Genomic DNA, 21,049 nt, shown 5'->3' on the forward strand with positions numbered 1-21,049 from the left:
TGCTCAGCGGTTTTTGTACTGCCTTAAACTTTGGTAATTATAATAGTTCGACGTTACGATCCTGCAATAATCACGGGGTTCTTTCAAAGGAAGTTCTTCCAAAAAGTGATTAAAATCTCCATGATAATGATTTCGTTTCCATTTTCTGAGATTTCCCGGCCCTCCGTTATAAGCGATAGAAGCCCATTTCAAATCGTTTTCATTGGAAGAAAGAAGGTATTTTAGGAATTTTGCACCCATTTGGATAGAAATTTCCGGATCAAAAAGAGAATAGGGTCCAAGGCCCAAACCTTGGGCTAACCCTTTACCAGTAGGTCCCATAATCTGCATGAGACCGCTCGCATTGGAAGAAGATACTGCATTCTCCTTAAAAAAGGACTCCTGCCTCATCACAGCATAAACAATATCTTCTTCGATCCCGAAAGATTTGGAATAATGAGAAACTATATCTCTATGAGGTCTGGGATAAATCCTGGAAGCTAGTTTGGAGGGTAGAAGGATCACATCATCAGGGATCCTTCTTCTTTTCATTAGATTTCTTGTATGGAATACAGTCAGGTATTGATTACCCGTAACTTCTCCCAGCGCTGCAAAAATTTCGTCTTTTTCTTCTTCAGAAGTTCCTGTTTGTAAAACAAATTTATCTACCAGAGAACTTGCATGAGCCATCTCTCCGATCTCTAAATATTCTTTAGCGTTTTGTAATAGAGTATTTCCTCTCACCTTACTATGAGCAGAATCTATCCGAACATCCAAGGAGAATGAATCCGGGAAATAAGCGAATTCCAGATCTCTTCCAATGATCTTATCCGAATATTTTGGATCTCCCGAAGTTAAAGAAAGATATTCGTATAATGTATCCTTATTTCTGAGAGGACTATCGGGTTGTTGGATAGAAGAAATCTCGCGTGCGAATTCTTCTCGGATGACTCTTGTATAATAAGAACCAGGAATGAATTTATAATAAGATTTTAGCCAAGAGAGAAGTTCATCTTGTTTACCTTTCGATTTTAAACTTCTCAAATACCAATACACCAATCTACCTTTGACAGGAAGATTCGGGATCCGTTTTAAAGCCTCTTTCCAATAAGATTCTTCTAAGAAATGAGAATGGTCCCCGATCAAAAGATCGATTAGCTCATCTTGGCGAATTAGATTATAAGGATTTTTTTCGAGAGAAGAGAGAAGTCCGTTAAAATACTTATCTCTTTCTCCCAACCGTTTATAAGCCCTTGCATAAGCATATTCTACGGACTCGGAAGAAGAAAGATTTGTTTTTTCTAATAGATCTAAACCTGCTTTTGCAAGGTTTTGATTGGAGAGTTCCACAGACATTGCAGCAGTAAATTCAGGAAAATATTCCGCATAACTCTTATGTCTGGAGAAAAGAGAAGGAAGCCTTTCCGGATAATACCCGACTAAACCTCTTGCGGCAGCCTTCCAACTTTCCGGTCTTTCAAAAACGATAGAACTGAAATATTGGTGAGAAGATATAAAAGATTTTTTGTCGCCCGCATCTAAGAACGGAAGAAATAGAACTCCTTTCTCCAAAGGGATCTGTTTGTAAAAAGATTCCCCTTTCCAGGTCCTTAAGTCGGTATAAATATCCTTTTTAACATAAGAGGGAACATTTGCATCTTCTGCGAGAGCGTATAAAAGATTTTCCCCTTTTTGTGTTTCTCCGAATTTATATAATGCCTTTGCGTATCTATAATAAGCCATAGCTCCGAAAAATTCTTTTTTATCTTTTTCAGAAAAACTTTCGGCGTAATCTTTTGCTTCTTTGAATTCTCCATTTTCGTAATGAATACGAAGAATTTCCCCAATTACATTTTTATAAATAGGATCATACTCAGGAGGAAGTTTTTTGAGATAAGAGATAAGTTCAGAAGATGATAAACTTTTTCTTTTTACCATTTCCTCATACAATTTCCAAAAACTCATTTTGGAGACTGCGTTCATTGGAGGTAATGGGTTTTTGATCAGACTATGAAGTTCTTCCTTAGTAACACCAACTACAAGTCTTCCTTTTAAAAGAGAGACTAGGTATCTGAATTTATTGCCTTCGTCCCCGTCCGGATGAGTTTCATGGAAGCGAACAAGAGCATAAACCTCGGATTCTTTGGAAGGGGATCTTTCCCTGAAAATCCTGCGTATTTTTTCTAAACTATAGGATTTGACTAGGTATTTTAGGTCGTCGTCCGCAAAAAGACTGCCGACAACTAGAAACGGGAGTAACCCCAGAATCGTTTTTTTCATGCGATTCTTCTCTCTTAATCTGCCTTAAAAAGGGTTCAACTCCAAAAAGGAGTCTTTATGCATATATCGGTATCAAATACAGAATGGCCTGAAATAACTTTAAGCCATCCGGACTTCACTGCTAAAAAACAGGATCGAAAACCTGATTCTGAAGTTATTCGACTCAAAACTAAAATTTTAGATCATTATAGCGGAAGTATTCTCACACATTTGAGACCTTCTCATTGTTTCAGGGCGGACTTATTCGGAAGATTTGTATTCCATTCTCCTCGTCTAGATTGGATCAGAGAAGATGGGATCACCGAAAGAGAAGAAAAACTTTTACGCTTATTTTTCCAAGAATTGCTGGATGAACTAAAAGGAAATCTGGTTTGGGATCCCGAATTATTCTTCTTATGTTCTGCATTCTTATTATGTGAAGATAGAATTCGAGATTACCAAGAATTGGTATATTCTTTTGGAGAAGATCTGAAAGAAGCTAAAGAAGGAAGAAGATTATTATACTTTATAGATGCGATCTCTGAATCTGAGAATTTTTTGAAAGAAGGTCTGGAAAGAAAAGAAACGATCGCTTATCGTCACAAACAACAAGGGCTAAACCAAGAAGAACAAAATGAATTATTCGATTTGGTAATTTCTTCCCAAGAGCCTGATCTTGCTGGACTTGCTTATTTCTATTTTAAAGATAAAAAAGAAGGTATCCGAAACATAAAAGTTTTAGATGCAAGTATCGCAAGAAGGATAGAAGAATTTTCCAGAACGGAAGCAGATTTCTTCCTGGATCAATATTCACTCAGACATCCAATCTTGGACAGATTTTTCTTAATTAAAAAATGCAAACCAAGAGACTTTGTATTCGAATGGATCTCTGAAGAAAAAAAGAAAAATGGAAGAGAAGAGCTAAAAGAAACTCTAAGAGATTCTATCCAAGAAGGAAGCGACGATTCTTTATTCGAACGTTATAAAATCCTAAAAGAACAAGGAATGTCCTATACACTCAGGCCATTTGAACTTTTAGTTCTTTGGAATTCTACTGTTGCCGGAGAATTAGATTCAGAGATGATCTCTGTTCGGTCCCAAACCCCTGGTTCTTATTTAACCCAAAGAGCAATCGCGGTCCAAGAATTTAAGGATAAAAAGTTTGAAACTTTCAGGGAAAGATTAGTGCTTACTGGAAGATTCCAATATTCTCCTGAAATGGTTTATCTAAAAGCAATCTCTCTTTTAGAAACCGGACCAGTGGAGGAAGGAGTCCAACTCATGGAATCCTTAGTTCATAAATTCCCACAATCCGATTTTTTAAGATTAGTTTTGGACAGGTATAAAAGGAAAAGTTAGGATTGTGATGTAGGAACTCCTACATGAATTTAAAGGCCGCCCCCGCCCTGCATTGGGATTGGGGGGAGTGGCTTGTGGGAGCGCGTATTTTCCCTATCATAAAATGTTTCTCCAGTCAATAAGATCCTCTTTTTCAAATTCACGTTGGAACTCCTACAAATTGGCTGGAGAATTTCCTTGCTTTAGAACTGTACTTCTTCTAAAATTTGCCTAAGACCCATGGCCATCACCCAAGAACAGATCCTAGAACTCCAACGTCACCAGAAGATGATCCAGCAATTGGAGAAGATCCAAAGATTGTCCAAGAACGACGAACAGAAATACAGGGTTTCCAGGGATCTGGAAAAATATCGAAATCGGATGAGAGAAATTTCTCCGGAGGGAATTCCGGACAATCTCGAAACTGCTGCAGAGCAGATCCGTATGTTCCGTGAGAATCCGGACGCTGCAGGAAGGATCTTGGCCAAGTATCCTATCATGAAAATTTCTCCAAACTCTAACGATACTGAGGTGAATCAGATCGGAACCTGGATCAATGTGTTGGATCGGGAGTATCTTCCTATATTAAATGAAACTCATATTCGTTTCGACTTCTCCCATGGGAACGAGAAAGACGGAGTGGTCAAACATATGGAGAATATCCGACGAAACATAAAGGTTTTAACGGAGACCATCGAAGAATACCAGGCCGCTGAAAAACAGGACTTCAGAGAACAGCTAAGCCGGATGAAAAATAAACAAACCCGTATTTTTATCGCAGAAGCTTTTGAAATGTTCCAAAAGTTTAATGATTTCCTTTCCAAAATTTTAGGAGAGTTCAAAGCAGGTGGGGGAGTGATCATGAATATAGAAGATCGGATCACTTTCAATTCTCGTTTCGAAAAGGCGACCGAGTTGGAAGGCAAATCTATTCCAGATGCTTTGGATGAATTCAGGGAATTTACCGGAGAAGTTTTGGATCGGATCAACGTACCAAATATTAAACATTGATAAATACTAAGATCAGAAAACTTTCTTCAAACGAAACTCCGCCTATGGATCTGCTGCTTCTTGCGGATCCGAATGAAAAAATTATACAGTCATACTGGGACAGAGCAAATTGTTATGTACTGGAGTCTGGAAATTCAGAAATTTTAGGAGTTTATGTATGTTTGACGACTCGTCCTGGAACTTCTGAGATCATTAATGTAGCAGTGAAAGAAGGTGAGCAAGGCAAGGGCCTTGGAAAAAAATTGGTGCTCCATGCGATTTCCCAGGTAAGAGAAGACGGTTTTCATACCCTCGAAATTGGGACAGGCAATGCGGGAATTGGCCAATTGGGTTTATACCAAAAATGTGGATTTAGAATTACTGGGATCGATTTCGATTTTTTTACCAAAAATTATCCGGAACCAATCTACGAGAACGGGATCCACTGCCGGGACATGATCCGACTGAGTCTGGATCTGTAAAAATAGCTTCTAGTTTAAAAAATTCCTTTTCGGAAGGGGTGGGTCCGGTTTATTAGTGTATAAACCGAAAACCTGCGGTCTTTCGCAAATAGGATTTTATATTCATGGCACTTGTTAAGAACTCCTCCGAAGTTACAAACTCCACAATCGGCGAAAATTCCTACTTTAATGGAAAATTCTTCATCAATGGATCTTTAAAAATTGATGGAAAGTTCGAAGGAAAATCTCTTCAAGCGGAACAATTGTATATCGGAGCTTCCGGTAAAGTTCGCACAAACATCACTGCTGCCAGTGTTATTATAGAAGGTATCGTGATCGGAAATATCACCGCTCGTAACAGAGTGATGCTTCTTCCTACATCCAGAATTTTGGGAGATATCCGCACACCGGAATTGATCATCCAAAACGGAGTGGTTCTTGAAGGACGTTGTATCATTTCCAGCGACCTGAAACATTCCAATAAAGATCATATCGAATTAGAATACGCTAAGGACTCTTTAACCTTAGAAAGACTTTTCGGTAAACAAACAGCAGCTAAGGAAGCTTAAATCTCTGGTATAGGCCTTGATTCCAATCCTTATCACAGAGGGAGACCCTTGTGGGATCGGGCCTGAAATTCTTCAAATGTCTAGGGAGAAGTTAAACACCTTCTCCCAGCAAAGACAAATCTTACTTATCAGTTCAAATTTTTCTCTTTCGTATCCTGGTTGGCAGGAAATCAAAGATCCATTTTCAATATCTTCTCCCGGACTTTATCTTTGGAGAACATCTGCACTTTCTTCTTCTGAACAAAAATCCTTAGTGATTGGTAAGCCTGGTCCAACATCCGGCAAAGCTGCATTTGCAAGTTTAGAAGAAGTGGTCCGCATCCAAAAAAAAATTGGCGGCAACCTGATCACTCTTCCTTTAAGTAAAGAATGGGTGATCAAGGCCGGAGTGAAAAAATTCACGGGACATACTGAGTATCTGGCAGAGGTATATAAGAAAAAAACATATATGCTTATGGCTGGAAAAGAACTGAATGTTTTACCTTTAACAACTCATGTTCCATTAAAGAAAGTACCTTCTTACCTTAAAAAAATCCACCTATCCAGTTTTATTTCTGCCGTTCGTTCCGCTCCTATTTCTAAAGGTAAAATCGCGTTCTTAGGTTTAAACCCTCACGCAGGAGAAGGTGGAAAGGTTGGGGACGAAGAGAAGAAGATACTGATGCCGATCATATCAAAAATGAGAAAAGCAGGGTTAGATGTTACAGATCCGCTCTCCGCAGACGGTGCGTTCAGCGAAACTTCCAGGGCAAAGTATTCTTTGTTTTTGGCATGTTATCATGACCAAGGACTTATCCCATTCAAGATGTGGGAGGGAAAATTCGGAGTGAATGTAACTTTGGGGCTGGATTTTATCAGGGTTTCTCCAGACCATGGGACTGCTTTTGATATTGCGGGTCTCGGAAAAGCGGATCCGGAGAGTTTTCTGCAATGTTTAGAGTGGGTGTCGGGGCGGGTTTCTGCCGAAAATGATCTTAGGAGATCTCATTGATGTTTCTCGCCCAGTCAGGTTCCTTATTACAGCAGATCGTATTTCCAATCTTTTTGATTTGGTTCGTGGGTTTGACCTTTGTGCTGATCCGAAACGATATAGAGATCATATGGAAAATCGCTACATTCTTCATTTTCGTATTCTACTTCTTCCAATTCTTTCCCGAGTTAAAAGAAGCTTATGAAAGATTATCTAAATCTTATCCTTCTGAAATTTTAAGCTGGCTTTATGGGATCCCAAGAGCGATTTACTTTTTCTTATTATTCCTATGGCCGATCGCAGTGGTTCGTATGTATTACAGTGCTTCTCCAGTTTTAGCAAATATGACTGCGAGGACCTTAGTTGCTGCCACTTTAGCTTATTGGATTTTCTTTTTAATTTATCACCAATTCACAGGGCAGATAGACGAGTTCTTTAAGACTAAGTTTATTGAGTGGATTACAATTGTTCCGACTGGAAAGTGAAAGCTAAATAATGATCGCAAGAGAACTTCTTTTTGTATTGGGTCACGTCTAAGGATAAATACCCAGGTCGTTAGATGGAAACCAGCTTAGCAGAAATACTGAATGAAAAATGTTCTTGTTCTAGTTTGAACAAAGAGCTCCTGAGCGAAGAAGCGCATTTTTATTCTGAAACACCTTCTTTCATTAATATTTCGGATAAGAATAAGATCCGGCAAATTCTTCTTTCTATTCGGAACGCCTTGCGTTTGCCTGAGGTAAGAGAAAGGCTTTTGCAATACCATGATCCGAAAGAAAAAATAAAAGATATTACCGGAGGAGTCTTTCTCAGTTTAGATTTCCATCAGACAAAAGAAGGTCCTAAGCTTATTGAAATCAATACGAATGCAGGTGGCGCTTACTTACAGTTAAAACTTTTAGAAGCGCAGATCAAATGTTGCAAGATTGTTGAAATCGCTATTCAGAATGCGGAAACTCTTCGAAATTTAGAAGAAAGATTTTATTCCATATTCATTGATGAATGGATCTCTAACGGGCGGACCGGAAAGCCTGGCTTTATCGCGATCGTGGACAAAAATCCTGCAGACCAGTTCTTATATCCTGAATTCCTGTTATTTAGAGATCTATTTAGATCCAAAGGGATTCACTCTGAAATCTTAGATCCGGATCAGATCGAACTAAAAGCAGATGAACTCTATTTCGAGGGAAAGAAAATCGATTTGATCTATAATAGATTGACCGATTTTCATTTATCTGAAGATCAGAATTCTAAAATTCGAGAAACTTGGTTGAAGAAAAAAGTAATCATTACACCAAGCCCATTAGATTACGACCTATACGCTCGAAAAACGAATTTGCAAGTTCTTTCGGACATTGATTTTCTAATAAAATCAGGGCTGGATAAGAAGGATTCAGAAATCCTAATATCAGCTATTCCGGATACCAAAATTGTAACCTTGGGAAATGCAAAAGAACTCTGGGAGAGAAGAAAGAATATATTCTTTAAACCTAAAGAAGGTTTCGGTAGTAAGGCGGCCTATTACGGAGGAAAACTTACTAAGAATAAGTTTTCTGAGATCCTAAATGGGGAATACATAAGTCAGGAATTCGTTCCTCCTTCTGTTCGGGTCACATCTATCTCTGGCGAAGAAAGAGAATTAAAGATGGATATAAGGGCTTATATCTATAATGATGAGGTCTTACTTTTAGCCAGCCGTTTGTACCAAGGGCAGACCACGAATTTCAGGACTCCAGGAGGAGGATTTTCTCCTTTGTATACATTACCTGAAATAGTGTAGATTAAGATCGGATTCGCACCCGGTTTCGGTGCGAATCGATTTATACCTTAAGTTTGTTTTTGTCAGATACTTTTTTGCAGTTCTCTTCTTTTTTGTTCCGGTTTTTTAGAAGTTATTTCTGCGAAAGTTTTTTCGTATTCTGGATGAACTGTCCCAAATAGATAATCCCAAACAGTTGTATAAAGTCCGTAATTATAACGGAAACTTTGGTGGTGCATATCATGGTTGGTGTTTGAATTCACTAATTTTAAGATCTTATTTGTTCCCATCCAACTTGGAAAAATTTCATAACCGCTATGACCTAAAACATTTCGTATAATTTGGAAAGTCATAAAGATCATTAAAGCCAAAGGATGGACAGGGAATAATAAAGCCACGATTGGCATTATAAGAGAATGGACCAATGCCTCCCAAGGACTAAAAGAGTATGCAGTCCAAGGAGAAGGTGTGATCGAATCATGATGCACCTTATGAAATCTTTTATAGAACAAACGAGTATGCATTAGCCTATGCGTCCAATAAAAGTAAAAGTCCTGGATACCCAAGATCATTACCGTGCTTAAGATCAGATATCCCCAGCCATACTCATCTATACGTTCGTAAAATTTGAAGTACCCATATTTTCTAAATAGAAATACGATCAGAGTTACTGATGTATAAACGATTACGGAAGAAACAGAATATAAAAATTCTTTTCTGAACTGAGAGGGTTTAGCATTCTTTTCTTGGATCTTTCTGTATTGAAATGGATGTTTCCAAATATAGAAGATCAAAAATACGATACCTGCGAATATAAAGTATCTTAAGAAATCTATTAGGAATATAATTGGGATTTTGGGAACCAAATCCATCATATATTGAAATAATTGTTTGTGAAAATTCATGTTCGATCCTTTTGCCTGAAGGGCTTGATGGATCATTAGAGCATTTTTTCAGATTTGAATCCGATTGATTTCGGATAATCGCTGATCGATTCCGGATTTGATCGGCTATTTTGCAGAACTGTTTTGTTTTCTGAAATCGCTGGGGGTCATTCCCACTATTTCTTTAAAGGCTCTATTGAATGGGGCAAGGGAACCGTAACCCAAATCCATCGCGATCCGAAGCACCTGAAAATCATTTTTGCTCGGATCTGAGAATATAAACTTTGCTTCTTGTATTCTGTAATGGTTTAGGAATTCGTTGAAGTTCCTGTATCCCAGTCCTTTATTAATAAGCCTACGGACCTTCTTCTCCGGAACGTTTAACTGTTTTGCCAAAGCTAAGATCGTCAGGTTTTCTTGTAAGAATACCTTTTGGTCTTTTAATAGGGAATCCAGTTTTTTGAGCAGGGCTTCGTCTAAAGGTTCATCGGTTGCTTCTTCTTTTTGAACTTCTCCATTTGGAAATACATTCTCTCTAAATTGGAAAATTTTAAATGAAATGAAAAATACCAATACAAATATGAAAGAAGAATTGATCAGATCTAATTGTGCAGAATATCCAGCGTCTTTGGTGATTACTTCCATCAATACGACTGACATGCTATAAAGCCCTGTTACCCAAGAGAAGATAACCCTGAATTCTCTTCTGGATTCTAATAAATCTATATTCTTATCTTTTAAAACTCTTCCCAAAGTAAGTAAAATAAGTCCTAGATAGAATACCTGGGGCATGCTGAATAATACTTTAGCTAAAACAGAACCTTGGCTTCTGATATCTGAAGCAAGAAAAACATAAAAACAGAATGTATTTAGAGAAAGAAATAATACACCATGCCAGACTTTCAGTTTGAATCCGTCTTCGAAAAGGCTGGATACAAATAAATAAAAAAAGATAGAAACAGAAAAACAGCCGGAATGGACCAGTATTAGTAAGAATATATTTGTAGAATGGTCCAACCATGGACAAATAAAATAAGCGATCAAAGAAGATATGAATAAACTTCCAAGTAAGCTCTGAGTGCTTAGTTTTACTCGGATTAGAAAGTTTAAGATTAGAAAGCCCAACTGAGCGATCGTAGCAGCTTTTAAATAATGGATCAGATTTGTGGTTTCGAACATCAATCTACGATAGGCAAAGAAACTGTGGCGAGTACCACTTCTACAGGTTTTTCCCCAAGAGAATGATCGATAACATTATGTATTGAGAAAATCCCGCCGTGTTTTTTTATTACGAAGTCCACAATCGTCAATCCTAAACCGGTAAAATATTCCTCTTCTTCTAAATTTTCATCCACAAAACCTGCGAGTCTATAGAATGGTTGTTTAACCAATAACTCCTTATTTTTAGGAATGCCCGGGATTGATTGCGGATCAAATTCATTTTTCAGGTTGATATTCAAATACCCTCCTGAAGCGGAGATGTATATGTTTATGACTGAATTATTAGAAGAATATTTCAAAGCATTGATCAATAGTTCTGTAAATATTCTGCTGAGCGAATTTGGATCAGCATCTATATCGTATCCGTTAGTAGGAAGGGAAATCTGGGGGATTAGTACATTCTTCTTTTTGCTATATTGTTTATTAGAACTTTCTAATTTTAGTCTGGATTTTTCTAATAGATCATGAATCTGTCCGCTATTTGTTTTTTGGAAAGAATTTAGGAAATTTTTGTTGAGTATCTCTAAACTTTTTTCGAGAGAACGAAGTCCTTTTTTGGTGTAATGAATATTTTCAAAAAGTAATTCGACTACATCAGAAGAGAAATTATAAGATGTTTCTTCCTTTTTAGCGGTTGCTTGAAGTATTTCTACAATACTTACAATTGCTCCAAAACCTCCTCCGCTAAAAAAACTTTGTTTTAGATTATTGAGTGTACTCTTGGAAAGATCTATATTCTTTTCTAGATCAGTAAGCCAGGATTGTTTGTATAAGATCCAATTAAGTTGAGCCTTAAGACGTTCTTCATTTTCCTGCGTCAGAATTCTTTCACTTTCTTTTAAACGTATAAATTCAGAAATCCTTTCCAGGATTTGGTATAATCTATCTCTGTCTATCGGTTTGATAATATAATCGAATATACCTAATTTCATTACCTTGATGATGATCTCCGGCACGTCATTACCAGAAATTACAATAAAAAGTGACTCAGGCTTTTTTTCTTTTATCGTTTTGATAAAATCGAACCCGTTCATGACGGGCATTTCTAGATCCACCAAAAATAGGGAATATTCTTTTAACTCTGCCATTTCGCAGGCGATTTTTCCGTCCGAGGCGGTATCCGCGTCTACGCCGAAACTTTTGGCTAATCTTGCGATAAGATCTCTGGTTTCTCTCTGGTCTTCTACAATTAAAATTGGATTATGTAGGTTTAATCTATGTATCATTATTAAAACAGAGCGTGTTTTAAATATTTTGCATATAGAAAGGTTTTAAAATAAGAACTTTAAATTTTCGTTATGCGGAACCAATTTCATTGAATTTGTATAAATTTGTAAAGATGAAAATGTAAAGCATTTTTTCATAAACCACAAATGAATAATTGACAATATACCAATGAATGCGTTATCCGCCTGTTTTATTCCTCTTTACAAAAAAGAATACTGAATTAAAACTCCCGGGGATTTATATCCGGGGAGAGAATGGAATGATATTAGCAGCAAGAATTTTAGCGACTATCGTCGGCTTATTGCATGTTTGGATCTTCATCATGGAAAGTGTATTATGGATGCGCCCTCGTATTCACAGAAGATTCGGAGTCACGGATACAAAATTAGCAGAAGCGATGAAGGGTGTCTTTTTGAACCAAGGTTTCTATAATTTATTCCTCGCGATCGGTGCATTATATGGTGCGATCTTTTTCGAGATACATCCAGGTTTTGCTCCGGCAATCTTAGCATTCTCTTGTCTTTCCGTTTTTGGAGCAGGGCTTGTATTATTAGTTTCTAGACCAGCGATGGCAAGAGCCGCAATCATCCAAGGACTTCCTCCTTTGATTGCAGTTATTCTATATTTCATTTCCTGTAACGGACAAAATTAGAATATATTCGTCTCAAAGACCCCAACTAGCTCTTGGGGTTTTTCGGGCGAAACTATTACTAAAACACAGAGTTGTAATCTTTCTTTTAAAACTTACGGATGTTTTTTAGAAAAATTTAGGATGTACCAATTGATCCATTCGTTCTTTGAAGCGAATTTCAATCCGGTAACCGATTTTAATGCTGCAATCAGCAACTTTCTATTTCGAGATCTTGAATCTTCTTGTAGCAATCGAATTAAGATCGGCACACTTGCAGGATCTTTTTTAGCTCCTAATTGAGAAACTGCAACCTGGTGAAGATTGATATTCTCACTCTCCGCATATTTTTCCAAAATTTTACGGGACTCTTCTCCCGGAATTGAAGTGATTGCAGCGAGAGTGATAGGGGCCAAATCAGGAAAATCTTCTGTTTTTTTATCTAAAAGAGAAAGAGATTTAGGAGAAGCGATCATCCCCAAACTTTCGGAAGCAATCTTTGCCAATTTCTGATCTTTAGATTTGCAAGCTTCTTCTACATACGGAAGGCCATCTTCTGAGCCGATTGCTCCTAATGCCCAAACTGCTCCGTATCTTGCCTCTGTTTGGTCTTCTTTTAATACTTTAACAAGTACTGGGATACTTCTTTTATCGCCTAAGTATCCTAAGGACTGAGCAATGATCTCTCTATCTGGAATATTAGGATCTAATAATGCTTTTTCTATCTCTTCTCTCGCTTTTGAAAATTTGATACGACCTAAAACATGGGCTGCCGGAGCCTTTGCTAAAGCTTTTCCCTTAACCAAAACTTCTAAAATTCGAGTAGTGAACCCAGGATCAGGAACTCCAATTAGAACATCCGCTGCTCTGTATCGGATCTCTTTATCTTGGTTCTCTATAACAGGGAGAACCAAAGGTAAAATTTTAGGATCTTTGATATCTATAAGTGCAATGGTGGAATTTTCTCTTCCTTTATCAAAATCTGCCTGTATTGCTTTTACTAAAAGTGGAATAGATTTTTTACTTCTGATCTTTCCAAGGGCCAAGTAAACGGCAGCCAAAGTGGGTCCTGGTTCAGAATGTAAAGATAGATCTATAAGATAATCCTCGGCTTCTGGAATATTCAATTTTCCTAATGCCATTGCGAATGTTTTGGCCTTATCGGGATTTTTGTTTGATCTAGCGGAAGCTAAAATGATATTTCCTGATTGTCTCGCATTGATTCGGACCAAAGTATCTACAGCTAATAATCGAATATTCGAATCTTCTTGGTTTAGCAGATTTGCTATACGGTTTCCTGCCTGAGGATCTTCCATTCTTGCTATGGATTCCAAAACCGTAGCCACATCAATTCCCGATTTAGGATCTAAAAAGTTTAGAATTTCAGGAAGAGAAGATCTATCTTTCCAAATCCCTAAAGCTAAGATTGCCGGGCCTTTTGTAATTTCTTCCGAAGATCTCATCCATTCACGAGCGATAGGGATGAATTTTCTTTCGTTTCTGGAGGCCAATTCTAAAATTGCTTGGGCCCTTGTTCTTGGATTCTGGCTTTTTAGATCAGAGGCAACTTGTTCTAGGCTAGGAATTTCTTCTTCTTGGACTTCGGGTAGAAGGTCAGGGCGAGGAGGACCAAAACATCCTAAAGTAAAACAAATGAGCATAGTGCCGAGTATCATAAATATTGAAATGAATTTTAACATTATAAAAATAGAATATACTTTGAATTTCATAAACATTATCTAGGCACCGATTCAGAAGCTTGCCTTAACTGTAATAATTCCTTCTGCCAAGAAGCGATATCAGAATTTGCCTGAGGAATTTGAGAAGAATCCATTCTGCCTTGTTGGATTGCGTATTGTACCAATTGTATTCTGGATTCTAATTCGGATATTTTATAAGAGAAATAAGCCTTTTGTTCTTCTGGAGTTACATTCAGATCACTTGGGCGAGTCGGAACAGATCCAGTTTGCGCATATCTACCTTCATTTCTTGATAAAGCAAACTTGGATTCTGCAGAAGTGACCTTATCCAATTGTTCTCTTGCTTTTTTCTCATCTTCAGATGTGAGTCCTGGACGGAATTCGCTTGGAATATAAATATTTTTAGGATATCTTGCAGCAAAATCGATCCATTCTTCCCTGATCTTCTCTCTTTCTTCCTCTGACTTCTTTTCTCTAAAAGCTGCAGGCCAAAGTCTTTTAGCCGGACCTTCTAAATCAGGATCTTCTTCGAAAGGATGAGGGGCATCCGGAAATTCTAAGGTGCCGCCGCTGCCGTATTTGCGATTTGCAATTTCGGAAGCTTCTTCACCTAAGCTGGGAGAATTGGATTTTCTTTCCGGCCAAAATATAAATAAAATACAAATAATAAGAATAGCTGCGCCTGAGATCCATGGCCAATAGGAACGAAAAAATTGCATAATGATAAAGGAAATTTGAGTTAGGATTGAATTTAAACTATTTCCCGCCCTATACGAGCGGGAAATGTTTTCGAAATTTTAAACGAAAATTCCGATGACCCAAGAAATAAACTGACCGAACAAAGTGTCTGTCAGGAATTTTTTCAAGTCAACCGGGTTACGATTTAAGGAATCGTAGTACCAAGCGGTGTATTCGCTCACTTGCGGAATAGAATAACCGTATTTGGAATTAATCGCTTTGATTAGCTCGTTTGCAAAAACAGAATGTCCATACATATTCGGATGCACTCCGTCCAAGCCAAAAATACCAGGTTGGCCAGGAAGAGGCCAGTTCGCTTTTGCATAACCTGGGCTATATCCGGAAGGACTTTTGATTAAGCGGCCGTTCTCTTTTAAATCGTCAAAAAGAACTTTAAGATCTGCTAATGCAAATCCCATAGCCACAGCCTGAGCTTTCACTTCATTGTTTATGGAAGTTAAGAAGTTTGTGATGGTAGCTACTTCGTTCTTATCCAAAACTTGAGAAGGATCTGAAACAGAAGAACGGAAGAACGCTTTCAAACCAGAGTAGTTTACTCTTCCTTGAGGATCGTTATAGTTTTCCAAAAACGCGATAGAAGTTACGTTTGGAACAGTAAATAGAACTCCACCTTTGATGGATCCGATCGCAGCCATTTTAGACATTGTGGAACGGATATCTCTCAAAAATCTTGCTTGGTCTAAACAATCTGTAGAAGTGCTCAATGCAGTACAAAGAACATGGTTCGCAGCAGCAGTTCCGAACAGAAAGCTAGGCTTCACTGCCTGCATTACTTGAATTTGAGTTCCTGAACTTCTTAAACCGAATTGATGGAATTTATCCGGAGATTGGCAATCTGGAACTTGTATCCAACGATACGTATACCAGTACCAAGTTTCCCAATACCATTGTTTGGCCCAAGTAGTTGCATTAATGTTCTCACACTGACCTGAAGTTTGAAGAACGGTAGTGTAATCTGCTCCGGTGATCCCTGCATGTGTTGGAAGTCCAACAGTAGATCCGTTTCCACCGATGATGGAAGCTGCGATGCAGAATACTCCGCAATCACCTTTAAGAACGTCTTCAAAATTTAAGTAAGGTCCCTTTAGCACGTTATACGAAACGTTAGAACCTGCTTGTTTAGAAACTAAAACTGGATAAGCCCAGTTCTGAGTTTTCTCTTCTACAGTTGCGCCATAAAAACCCTGGCTTAAGGAATCACCAATTACTCCGGGTCTGGAAAACATTTGCGCTTGGCTTTGAGCCGATAGCGTCGAAGCTCCCACGATTAGGAAAGTCCCACTTAGGATTTTCCAAAAGTTTCGAATGCTCATTTTTAAATTAACTCCACTCTCTATTGAAGGAGATTTCTATATTCTCTTCGAGACAAAGCATGAGAGGCGGAAGTTCGAAGTCACTTCCAATTATATTTTACTTATAAAATAATTTTATCTATATTGAACATTCGTAATATTACAATGCGTGGCCTCTCACTGAACACTGTTAGAATTTAATGTTTGATATATAATTAAATTTTTATAATATACTATTTGATCCCTCGAATGAGTGACCGGATGGCAGTCTATCTGATCTTAAACACTGTTCGTTTTGGGGCTATGCCACTTAAGGACTTAAAGTAAGTTTATGTGAACGCTCGACGCTTTAGTTCGGGATGCAGTCTATTTCTAAACGACTGAATGTATGATTCATCACAGTGCAGTTAGTCGATAAAGTTGCTGAATATCGAAAGATGGAATTTGAAGTTCTGGTTAAAACACAATTTGTCGGATCATCCGGTTTATGAGAAGAACCCAAGTAAAGATCCAAGTCCCCGCCTACAGGAAATGTAAAAGGAGAAGTAGAAGGAACTGTTTCAATCTTAACTACGTAGTTCGAAGGAAACATATCCGGAAGATCCACTACGATCCCTTGCCCCGACGAATTGTCCACATCGCATGAAGTTATAAATTGATTATCTGCTGTAAATGTGTCGAAGCTCACTTGAGCCAAATTTGTTCCAGGCGTTATGTCAATATTTTGTAATAAAGGAAAAAGGAATGAACTCGGAATATCCTTCTTTTCCTCACTACATGTAAAGAGAACTAAAACGGGGACTATAAGTAGAGTTTTTAAAAATTTCATTTTAGGAAATAACAAACCAAGAATTAGATGTTTGTGCTCTTTTTATATATCCAATTTGGGAGATAAAATTTTTTCAAAAAAAGACCGAATTTATTGTGAAACGATCCAAAAATTTGTCCTAATTGTCCGTTTTTTATCCAATCCGGATAAGGTGTATAACGTGTGGGAGATCCCACCTAACCATAAAAGGATGATTTGCGTGCGAAAAATATTATTCCTCTTTGCTATTTCTTTCACTTGGAATTGCTCAAACGGTTTCTTTCATGATCTTTTTAACCGAAATAAAACCAGTTTTCCTCTTCCTGCGATTCTGAGTGGTGCCCCTAAGGTTACTTTACCTGAATCGATCCCTTCTCAATCTCTTCGAATGGAAGAAGACCAAAATGTACCAAGGTTATTGGGGAGATCCCAGGTTCCCATTGGAAATGTTTATAATCTGACATTGGATCTAAATGATAAAAATGGAAAAGGTAAGATACCGTATAAAAGTCTTTTTTTCCAAAAACCGGTTCAGTTGGAATTTCCCGTAGACTTAGGGGAATTGAAGTCCAAAGGATTCACCCAAGAGTTTTACGTATGGTACAAAGATTTTTCTTCAAAAGAATGGAGAGTATTACAAAAGGGTAAATTGGATATAGAAAATTCTTCTGTCAAAGTGGAGACAAATCATTTTACGCCATTTATTTTAACCGCTCTTCCTAATCTTCCCGGAACAGGAGTTGCACCTGCAGCTTCCTGTTTTACGAACGAATCCGCATCTTGGAATTTACAGGGTGTATTGGATGATTCTTCTGCATCCCAGGCGAAATTCGGGATAATCGGTGAAGGATATCAATATTATCAAGATAGACCTTACTTTGTAAAGGAAAACGAAGGTGCATTCAGAGAGTTAGGTCTTGAACTTTCTTTATTATTTCCTACTTGCCAAGGAGGCACGGGCATTTGCGGAAATTCTCTTCTACATTCTGCTTCTACTTCTCCGGAATACATCGCTTTTAATGCGGTACAAGATATTGATGTTTATGTAATGTATGATACTAGAGGAGGTTCTTCTCCTTCAGATACTTCTCAAGACGCTGATTGGCTTCAAGCGGATTTTACTTTGCTATCCGGTAAGTTTATATATACAACCGAGCCTGGGTTAGATCCCGCACAGACGCCTGGAGCTTCCGGATATAAAGTATATAAAAAAACTTATACTCAAGGCTCCCGAGTAAGTTTAGGCGGAAATATAAAAGGAACAAGCGCTTCCGGAATTTCCTCCAACTATTGGGTTGTAGTAAAACCTGCAGGGACACAGGGAAGTGTGCAATCCTCTGCGATGTTATGCGCTTCCGGTCCTGACCCGAATGTTCCGAACCCTGTAAAAGGATATATTTTTCCAGGCTCGGATAAGGTTTTACTTTGGTTATTCTATCCTAGTTTAAATTCTCCTAAAAAAATAATTGTTCGAAGAAGTGAGATCTCTCCTCCAATGACTCCTGCTATGGGAGAAGAACCTACAGGTTTGGAAATTACTCCTTACTCTTATATAGATAGTGGCCTAGTGGAAGGGCATACATACTATTATTCTATCTTTGCATTAAACGAAGACGGTCTTTATAACGGGATCACTATTGGGACTGCAAACACAGGTATGGATACGGATGGGGATGGGCTCTCGGATTATACCGAGGCGATCATGGACATAGGCAGTTATTTCGGTTTTAACGCCAACGATACAAATGCAATGCGATATTATATGCTAACTCATGCTGATTCGAATGGGAATGGCATAAACGATTTAATGGAGTTGGCGAATGGACAGGCTCCGTATTCGGTTGAAAAAAATCCCCCGATAGTACAGGCCTCTCCTTATACCCAAAATGCAAGTTCCGGGATTGTTGATCTAAAGATAGATGTCAGTGATGATTCATACTATGAACTCGACATGTTTCTTTGTTATGTTCGTAGATACGATCCAAGCATGACGGAAGAGGAGTTTTTAAGAAAACCTTTCGGTAGCTCGACGTTTGGTGACCAAACATTAGCGCTTTCCGAATCGTTGGATTATTGGTCACAAGCATACAAATATAATAGCCGAATTTCTAGTCATAGGTTGGGAAAATCCGGACCGAATCTTCCGGATCGTTTTGCAATTTGGGGAAAAGACCGTTATGGAAATATTTCCGAACCAACAATCATAGAGTTTCAAATGAGAGAATCGAAAGGAGAACATTCTTTCGTTATCAATCAATTTGACCCTGCACAAGTCCCAAATGCTAATAGAAGAATTGCGTTTGCATCTCTCTTACCTGATCCATTTTGGGATTATCCGAGTGGGGTAAATGTGGCGGGCTTTTATGTGAATCCGAATATAGATATTTCAGGAATTTCTCATATTATCCCCGTAAAGGATCCTGAAAATTTGACACAATCCTCATTTCGTTTTCCAAGCTTTATCGCTTTCTCACAAAATAAGGCTGCCTACTACGAACCTTCCGGAAATAATATTTTAAAAAAGAATGAAGTGCCGATCAATTACGAATATTCGGCTTCTCGTCCCCTTGCTTCACATTTTCAGATCCAGCTCGGAGCTGATTCGGCTGTGGGGGCTTTGTACTCTAATGCATCGAATGTTCAAGCGAGTATATTCAAAATTGAGAATGGTTTACTTTCCGCCAATTCTTATCTAATGCCTGAAATCCCTGGGGGAAGTTATCCTTTACCTTCTTCCGTTTTATCATATGATAGAGGGGCAGGGCTTGGAGTAATTATAGGATCAAAATTTTTGGATTATACCTTGGATTCGTTTTCATCTCCGATTTACCAACCTTTCGGAACCGGGACTACGGATACGAATCTTTCAGGAGTCATTTCGAGCGATCGTTTGAATTCATATAATCCTCAAAATGAGCCGGAAGTATTTGTCACAATGAGGAATATATCCTCTCAGGCAGATATAAAATTACTCTATAGAAAATCGGGATATTTGAATTTTTCATCAGTAAATCTTACTGGGCTACCAAGTAATTTTAATGGGGTGCAGGTAAAATTTATTTCATTCTACGATTTTGTAGGAAATCCAGTATATCAATTGTTTGTATATGGAATAAGGATCGTAAGTTCTAATCCTTATGCGACTGAGTCTTTGTTATTGAGATATAAAGTTTCGAGTGTTTCCGGAATTCCTACTGCGGTCTTGGAAAATCAAACTGTTCTGAATAATTACAGGGAAATTTATATAGATAATTCGGGCAGATACATCATCGGAAATTTAGGAAATTGGAAGTATCATACATACTTAAATAAGGAAGAAGGTCCTGTATTACTTTCAACTACTGACTTTGCTTCTCCAGGAGGTAAAACTCAATTTTCATTTGTTCCTACTGCAACAAATCAGGTGGGGAATATAGGAGGGTATTCTAAAATTCGAATTCTTCCTAGTTCCGGTTATTCCGATTATCAGAGATACGGATTCGTTCCTGCTGATTCGGATATCATAGTTCGACATCATGCATATGACTGGAAAGCGAACGAATGTGGATCTTCTCCTACTCCTGCCGGAACAGAGGATATTATTGCAACTGCGACCGGAAATTATGGAGTTCCACCTTTGGCAATTGCAGTCCAGCCTGCCGCTGTTCCTGTTCAGAATACCAAAAGAATAAAAGCTCCTAGTTCCGCGGCAAATCTTGTTTTGGAATCAAGTTTTACCCAAGCCACAAGTCCTTGTCGTACAAGTTTGATTGCAAGAGATACTGCAACGCTTCCTGTTCGGAAAAAGTTCGTAGTATCTACAACTAGCTATTACCATGACTTCAGTTTGAATCCGGCGAATGTTCCTGCGACTTATAATACAGCTCCTTCGCCTTCAGGATATGATGCTGCAGAATTTAAAAAATGGGAACCTTTGAGTAAATCTTCTCCCCAAAGACTCGGGACTTATGTTCGTAAGAATATTCTTTTCTGGTGGCCTTATGCGATTATCGACGAATGGAATCCATGTATCATTACGGATGTGACCATGGAGGATGGTAGAGCAATTTGTCATAATAATTTCGGGGGATATCCTGCGTTTGTGGAAGATTATGTGAATCAATATGATCGATATACATTTACAAGCCAGTTTGTATATTCCGGAGATAAACTGATACCTGCACCTTAAAAATGAAACGCGGAGAATCTCCGAAATTATTTCATGA

Annotated in this window: 17 protein-coding genes; 9 read left to right on the forward strand and 8 right to left on the reverse strand. The window is 38.1% G+C overall.

Annotated features, from left to right (window positions below):
* Window positions 1-3: 3 nt before the first annotated feature.
* On the reverse strand, window positions 4-2,259 hold the full coding sequence (locus tag CH362_RS05485; RefSeq protein WP_100709382.1) for a lytic transglycosylase domain-containing protein: 2,256 nt from the start codon (window positions 2,257-2,259) through the stop codon (window positions 4-6).
* A gap of 57 nt (window positions 2,260-2,316) precedes the next feature.
* Here CH362_RS05485 and CH362_RS05490 point away from each other — a divergent pair, with 57 nt between their 5' ends.
* The 7 genes from CH362_RS05490 to CH362_RS05520 all read left to right on the forward strand — a co-directional run bounded on the left by CH362_RS05490 (window position 2,317) and on the right by CH362_RS05520 (window position 8,346).
* Complete coding sequence (locus CH362_RS05490) at window positions 2,317-3,597, forward strand: hypothetical protein (RefSeq protein WP_100709383.1); 1,281 nt, start codon at window positions 2,317-2,319, stop codon at window positions 3,595-3,597.
* Between the two features lie 219 nt (window positions 3,598-3,816).
* Window positions 3,817-4,587, forward strand: coding sequence for a hypothetical protein (locus tag CH362_RS05495; RefSeq protein WP_100709384.1), 771 nt, complete (start codon window positions 3,817-3,819; stop codon window positions 4,585-4,587).
* A 44-nt stretch (window positions 4,588-4,631) separates the two neighbouring features.
* Window positions 4,632-5,048, forward strand: coding sequence for a GNAT family N-acetyltransferase (locus CH362_RS05500; protein ID WP_100709749.1), 417 nt, complete (start codon window positions 4,632-4,634; stop codon window positions 5,046-5,048).
* A gap of 104 nt (window positions 5,049-5,152) precedes the next feature.
* A complete protein-coding gene (locus tag CH362_RS05505) occupies window positions 5,153-5,596 on the forward strand; it encodes a bactofilin family protein (protein ID WP_008592184.1) in 444 nt (147 codons plus the stop codon).
* A gap of 76 nt (window positions 5,597-5,672) precedes the next feature.
* Window positions 5,673-6,587 (forward strand): PdxA family dehydrogenase, encoded by a 915-nt coding sequence (locus CH362_RS05510; RefSeq protein ID WP_425269025.1) that lies wholly within the window; start codon window positions 5,673-5,675, stop codon window positions 6,585-6,587.
* Window positions 6,587-7,051 (forward strand): hypothetical protein, encoded by a 465-nt coding sequence (locus CH362_RS05515; RefSeq protein ID WP_100709386.1) that lies wholly within the window; start codon window positions 6,587-6,589, stop codon window positions 7,049-7,051. The genes CH362_RS05510 and CH362_RS05515 overlap by 1 nt, the downstream gene beginning before the upstream one ends.
* Before the next feature lie 74 nt (window positions 7,052-7,125).
* Window positions 7,126-8,346 (forward strand): circularly permuted ATPgrasp domain protein, encoded by a 1,221-nt coding sequence (locus CH362_RS05520; protein ID WP_100709387.1) that lies wholly within the window; start codon window positions 7,126-7,128, stop codon window positions 8,344-8,346.
* A 62-nt stretch (window positions 8,347-8,408) separates the two neighbouring features.
* On the opposite strand, the gene CH362_RS05525 is transcribed toward CH362_RS05520, so the two are convergent.
* The 3 genes from CH362_RS05525 to CH362_RS05535 all read right to left on the reverse strand — a co-directional run bounded on the left by CH362_RS05525 (window position 8,409) and on the right by CH362_RS05535 (window position 11,656).
* A complete protein-coding gene (locus CH362_RS05525) occupies window positions 8,409-9,230 on the reverse strand; it encodes a sterol desaturase family protein (protein WP_100709750.1) in 822 nt (273 codons plus the stop codon).
* A gap of 105 nt (window positions 9,231-9,335) precedes the next feature.
* A complete protein-coding gene (locus tag CH362_RS05530; RefSeq protein WP_100709751.1) occupies window positions 9,336-10,388 on the reverse strand; it encodes an AraC family transcriptional regulator in 1,053 nt (350 codons plus the stop codon).
* Window positions 10,388-11,656: an ATP-binding response regulator gene (locus CH362_RS05535; protein ID WP_100709388.1), complete on the reverse strand. Its 1,269-nt coding sequence runs from the start codon at window positions 11,654-11,656 to the stop codon at window positions 10,388-10,390. The genes CH362_RS05530 and CH362_RS05535 overlap by 1 nt, the downstream gene beginning before the upstream one ends.
* A gap of 260 nt (window positions 11,657-11,916) precedes the next feature.
* Between CH362_RS05535 and CH362_RS05540 the strand changes: the two genes are divergently transcribed.
* Window positions 11,917-12,309: a DUF1304 domain-containing protein gene (locus CH362_RS05540; RefSeq protein WP_100709752.1), complete on the forward strand. Its 393-nt coding sequence runs from the start codon at window positions 11,917-11,919 to the stop codon at window positions 12,307-12,309.
* 92 nt (window positions 12,310-12,401) lie between these two features.
* Here CH362_RS05540 and CH362_RS05545 read toward each other — a convergent pair whose 3' ends face one another.
* The 4 genes from CH362_RS05545 to CH362_RS05560 form a co-directional block, all read right to left on the reverse strand.
* On the reverse strand, window positions 12,402-14,024 hold the full coding sequence (locus tag CH362_RS05545; protein ID WP_100709389.1) for a HEAT repeat domain-containing protein: 1,623 nt from the start codon (window positions 14,022-14,024) through the stop codon (window positions 12,402-12,404).
* A complete protein-coding gene (locus CH362_RS05550) occupies window positions 14,021-14,704 on the reverse strand; it encodes a hypothetical protein (protein ID WP_100709390.1) in 684 nt (227 codons plus the stop codon). The genes CH362_RS05545 and CH362_RS05550 overlap by 4 nt, the downstream gene beginning before the upstream one ends.
* Before the next feature lie 78 nt (window positions 14,705-14,782).
* Window positions 14,783-16,057 (reverse strand): hypothetical protein, encoded by a 1,275-nt coding sequence (locus CH362_RS05555; RefSeq protein ID WP_100709391.1) that lies wholly within the window; start codon window positions 16,055-16,057, stop codon window positions 14,783-14,785.
* A gap of 328 nt (window positions 16,058-16,385) precedes the next feature.
* Window positions 16,386-16,733, reverse strand: a complete 348-nt coding sequence (locus tag CH362_RS05560; RefSeq protein WP_125169709.1) for a hypothetical protein — start codon at window positions 16,731-16,733, stop codon at window positions 16,386-16,388.
* A gap of 331 nt (window positions 16,734-17,064) precedes the next feature.
* Here CH362_RS05560 and CH362_RS05565 point away from each other — a divergent pair, with 331 nt between their 5' ends.
* Window positions 17,065-21,012, forward strand: a complete 3,948-nt coding sequence (locus CH362_RS05565; protein WP_125169710.1) for a fibronectin type III domain-containing protein — start codon at window positions 17,065-17,067, stop codon at window positions 21,010-21,012.
* Window positions 21,013-21,049: the final 37 nt, after the last annotated feature.

This window comes from Leptospira saintgironsiae, assembly GCF_002811765.1.
Lineage (GTDB): Bacteria > Spirochaetota > Leptospiria > Leptospirales > Leptospiraceae > Leptospira_B > Leptospira_B saintgironsiae.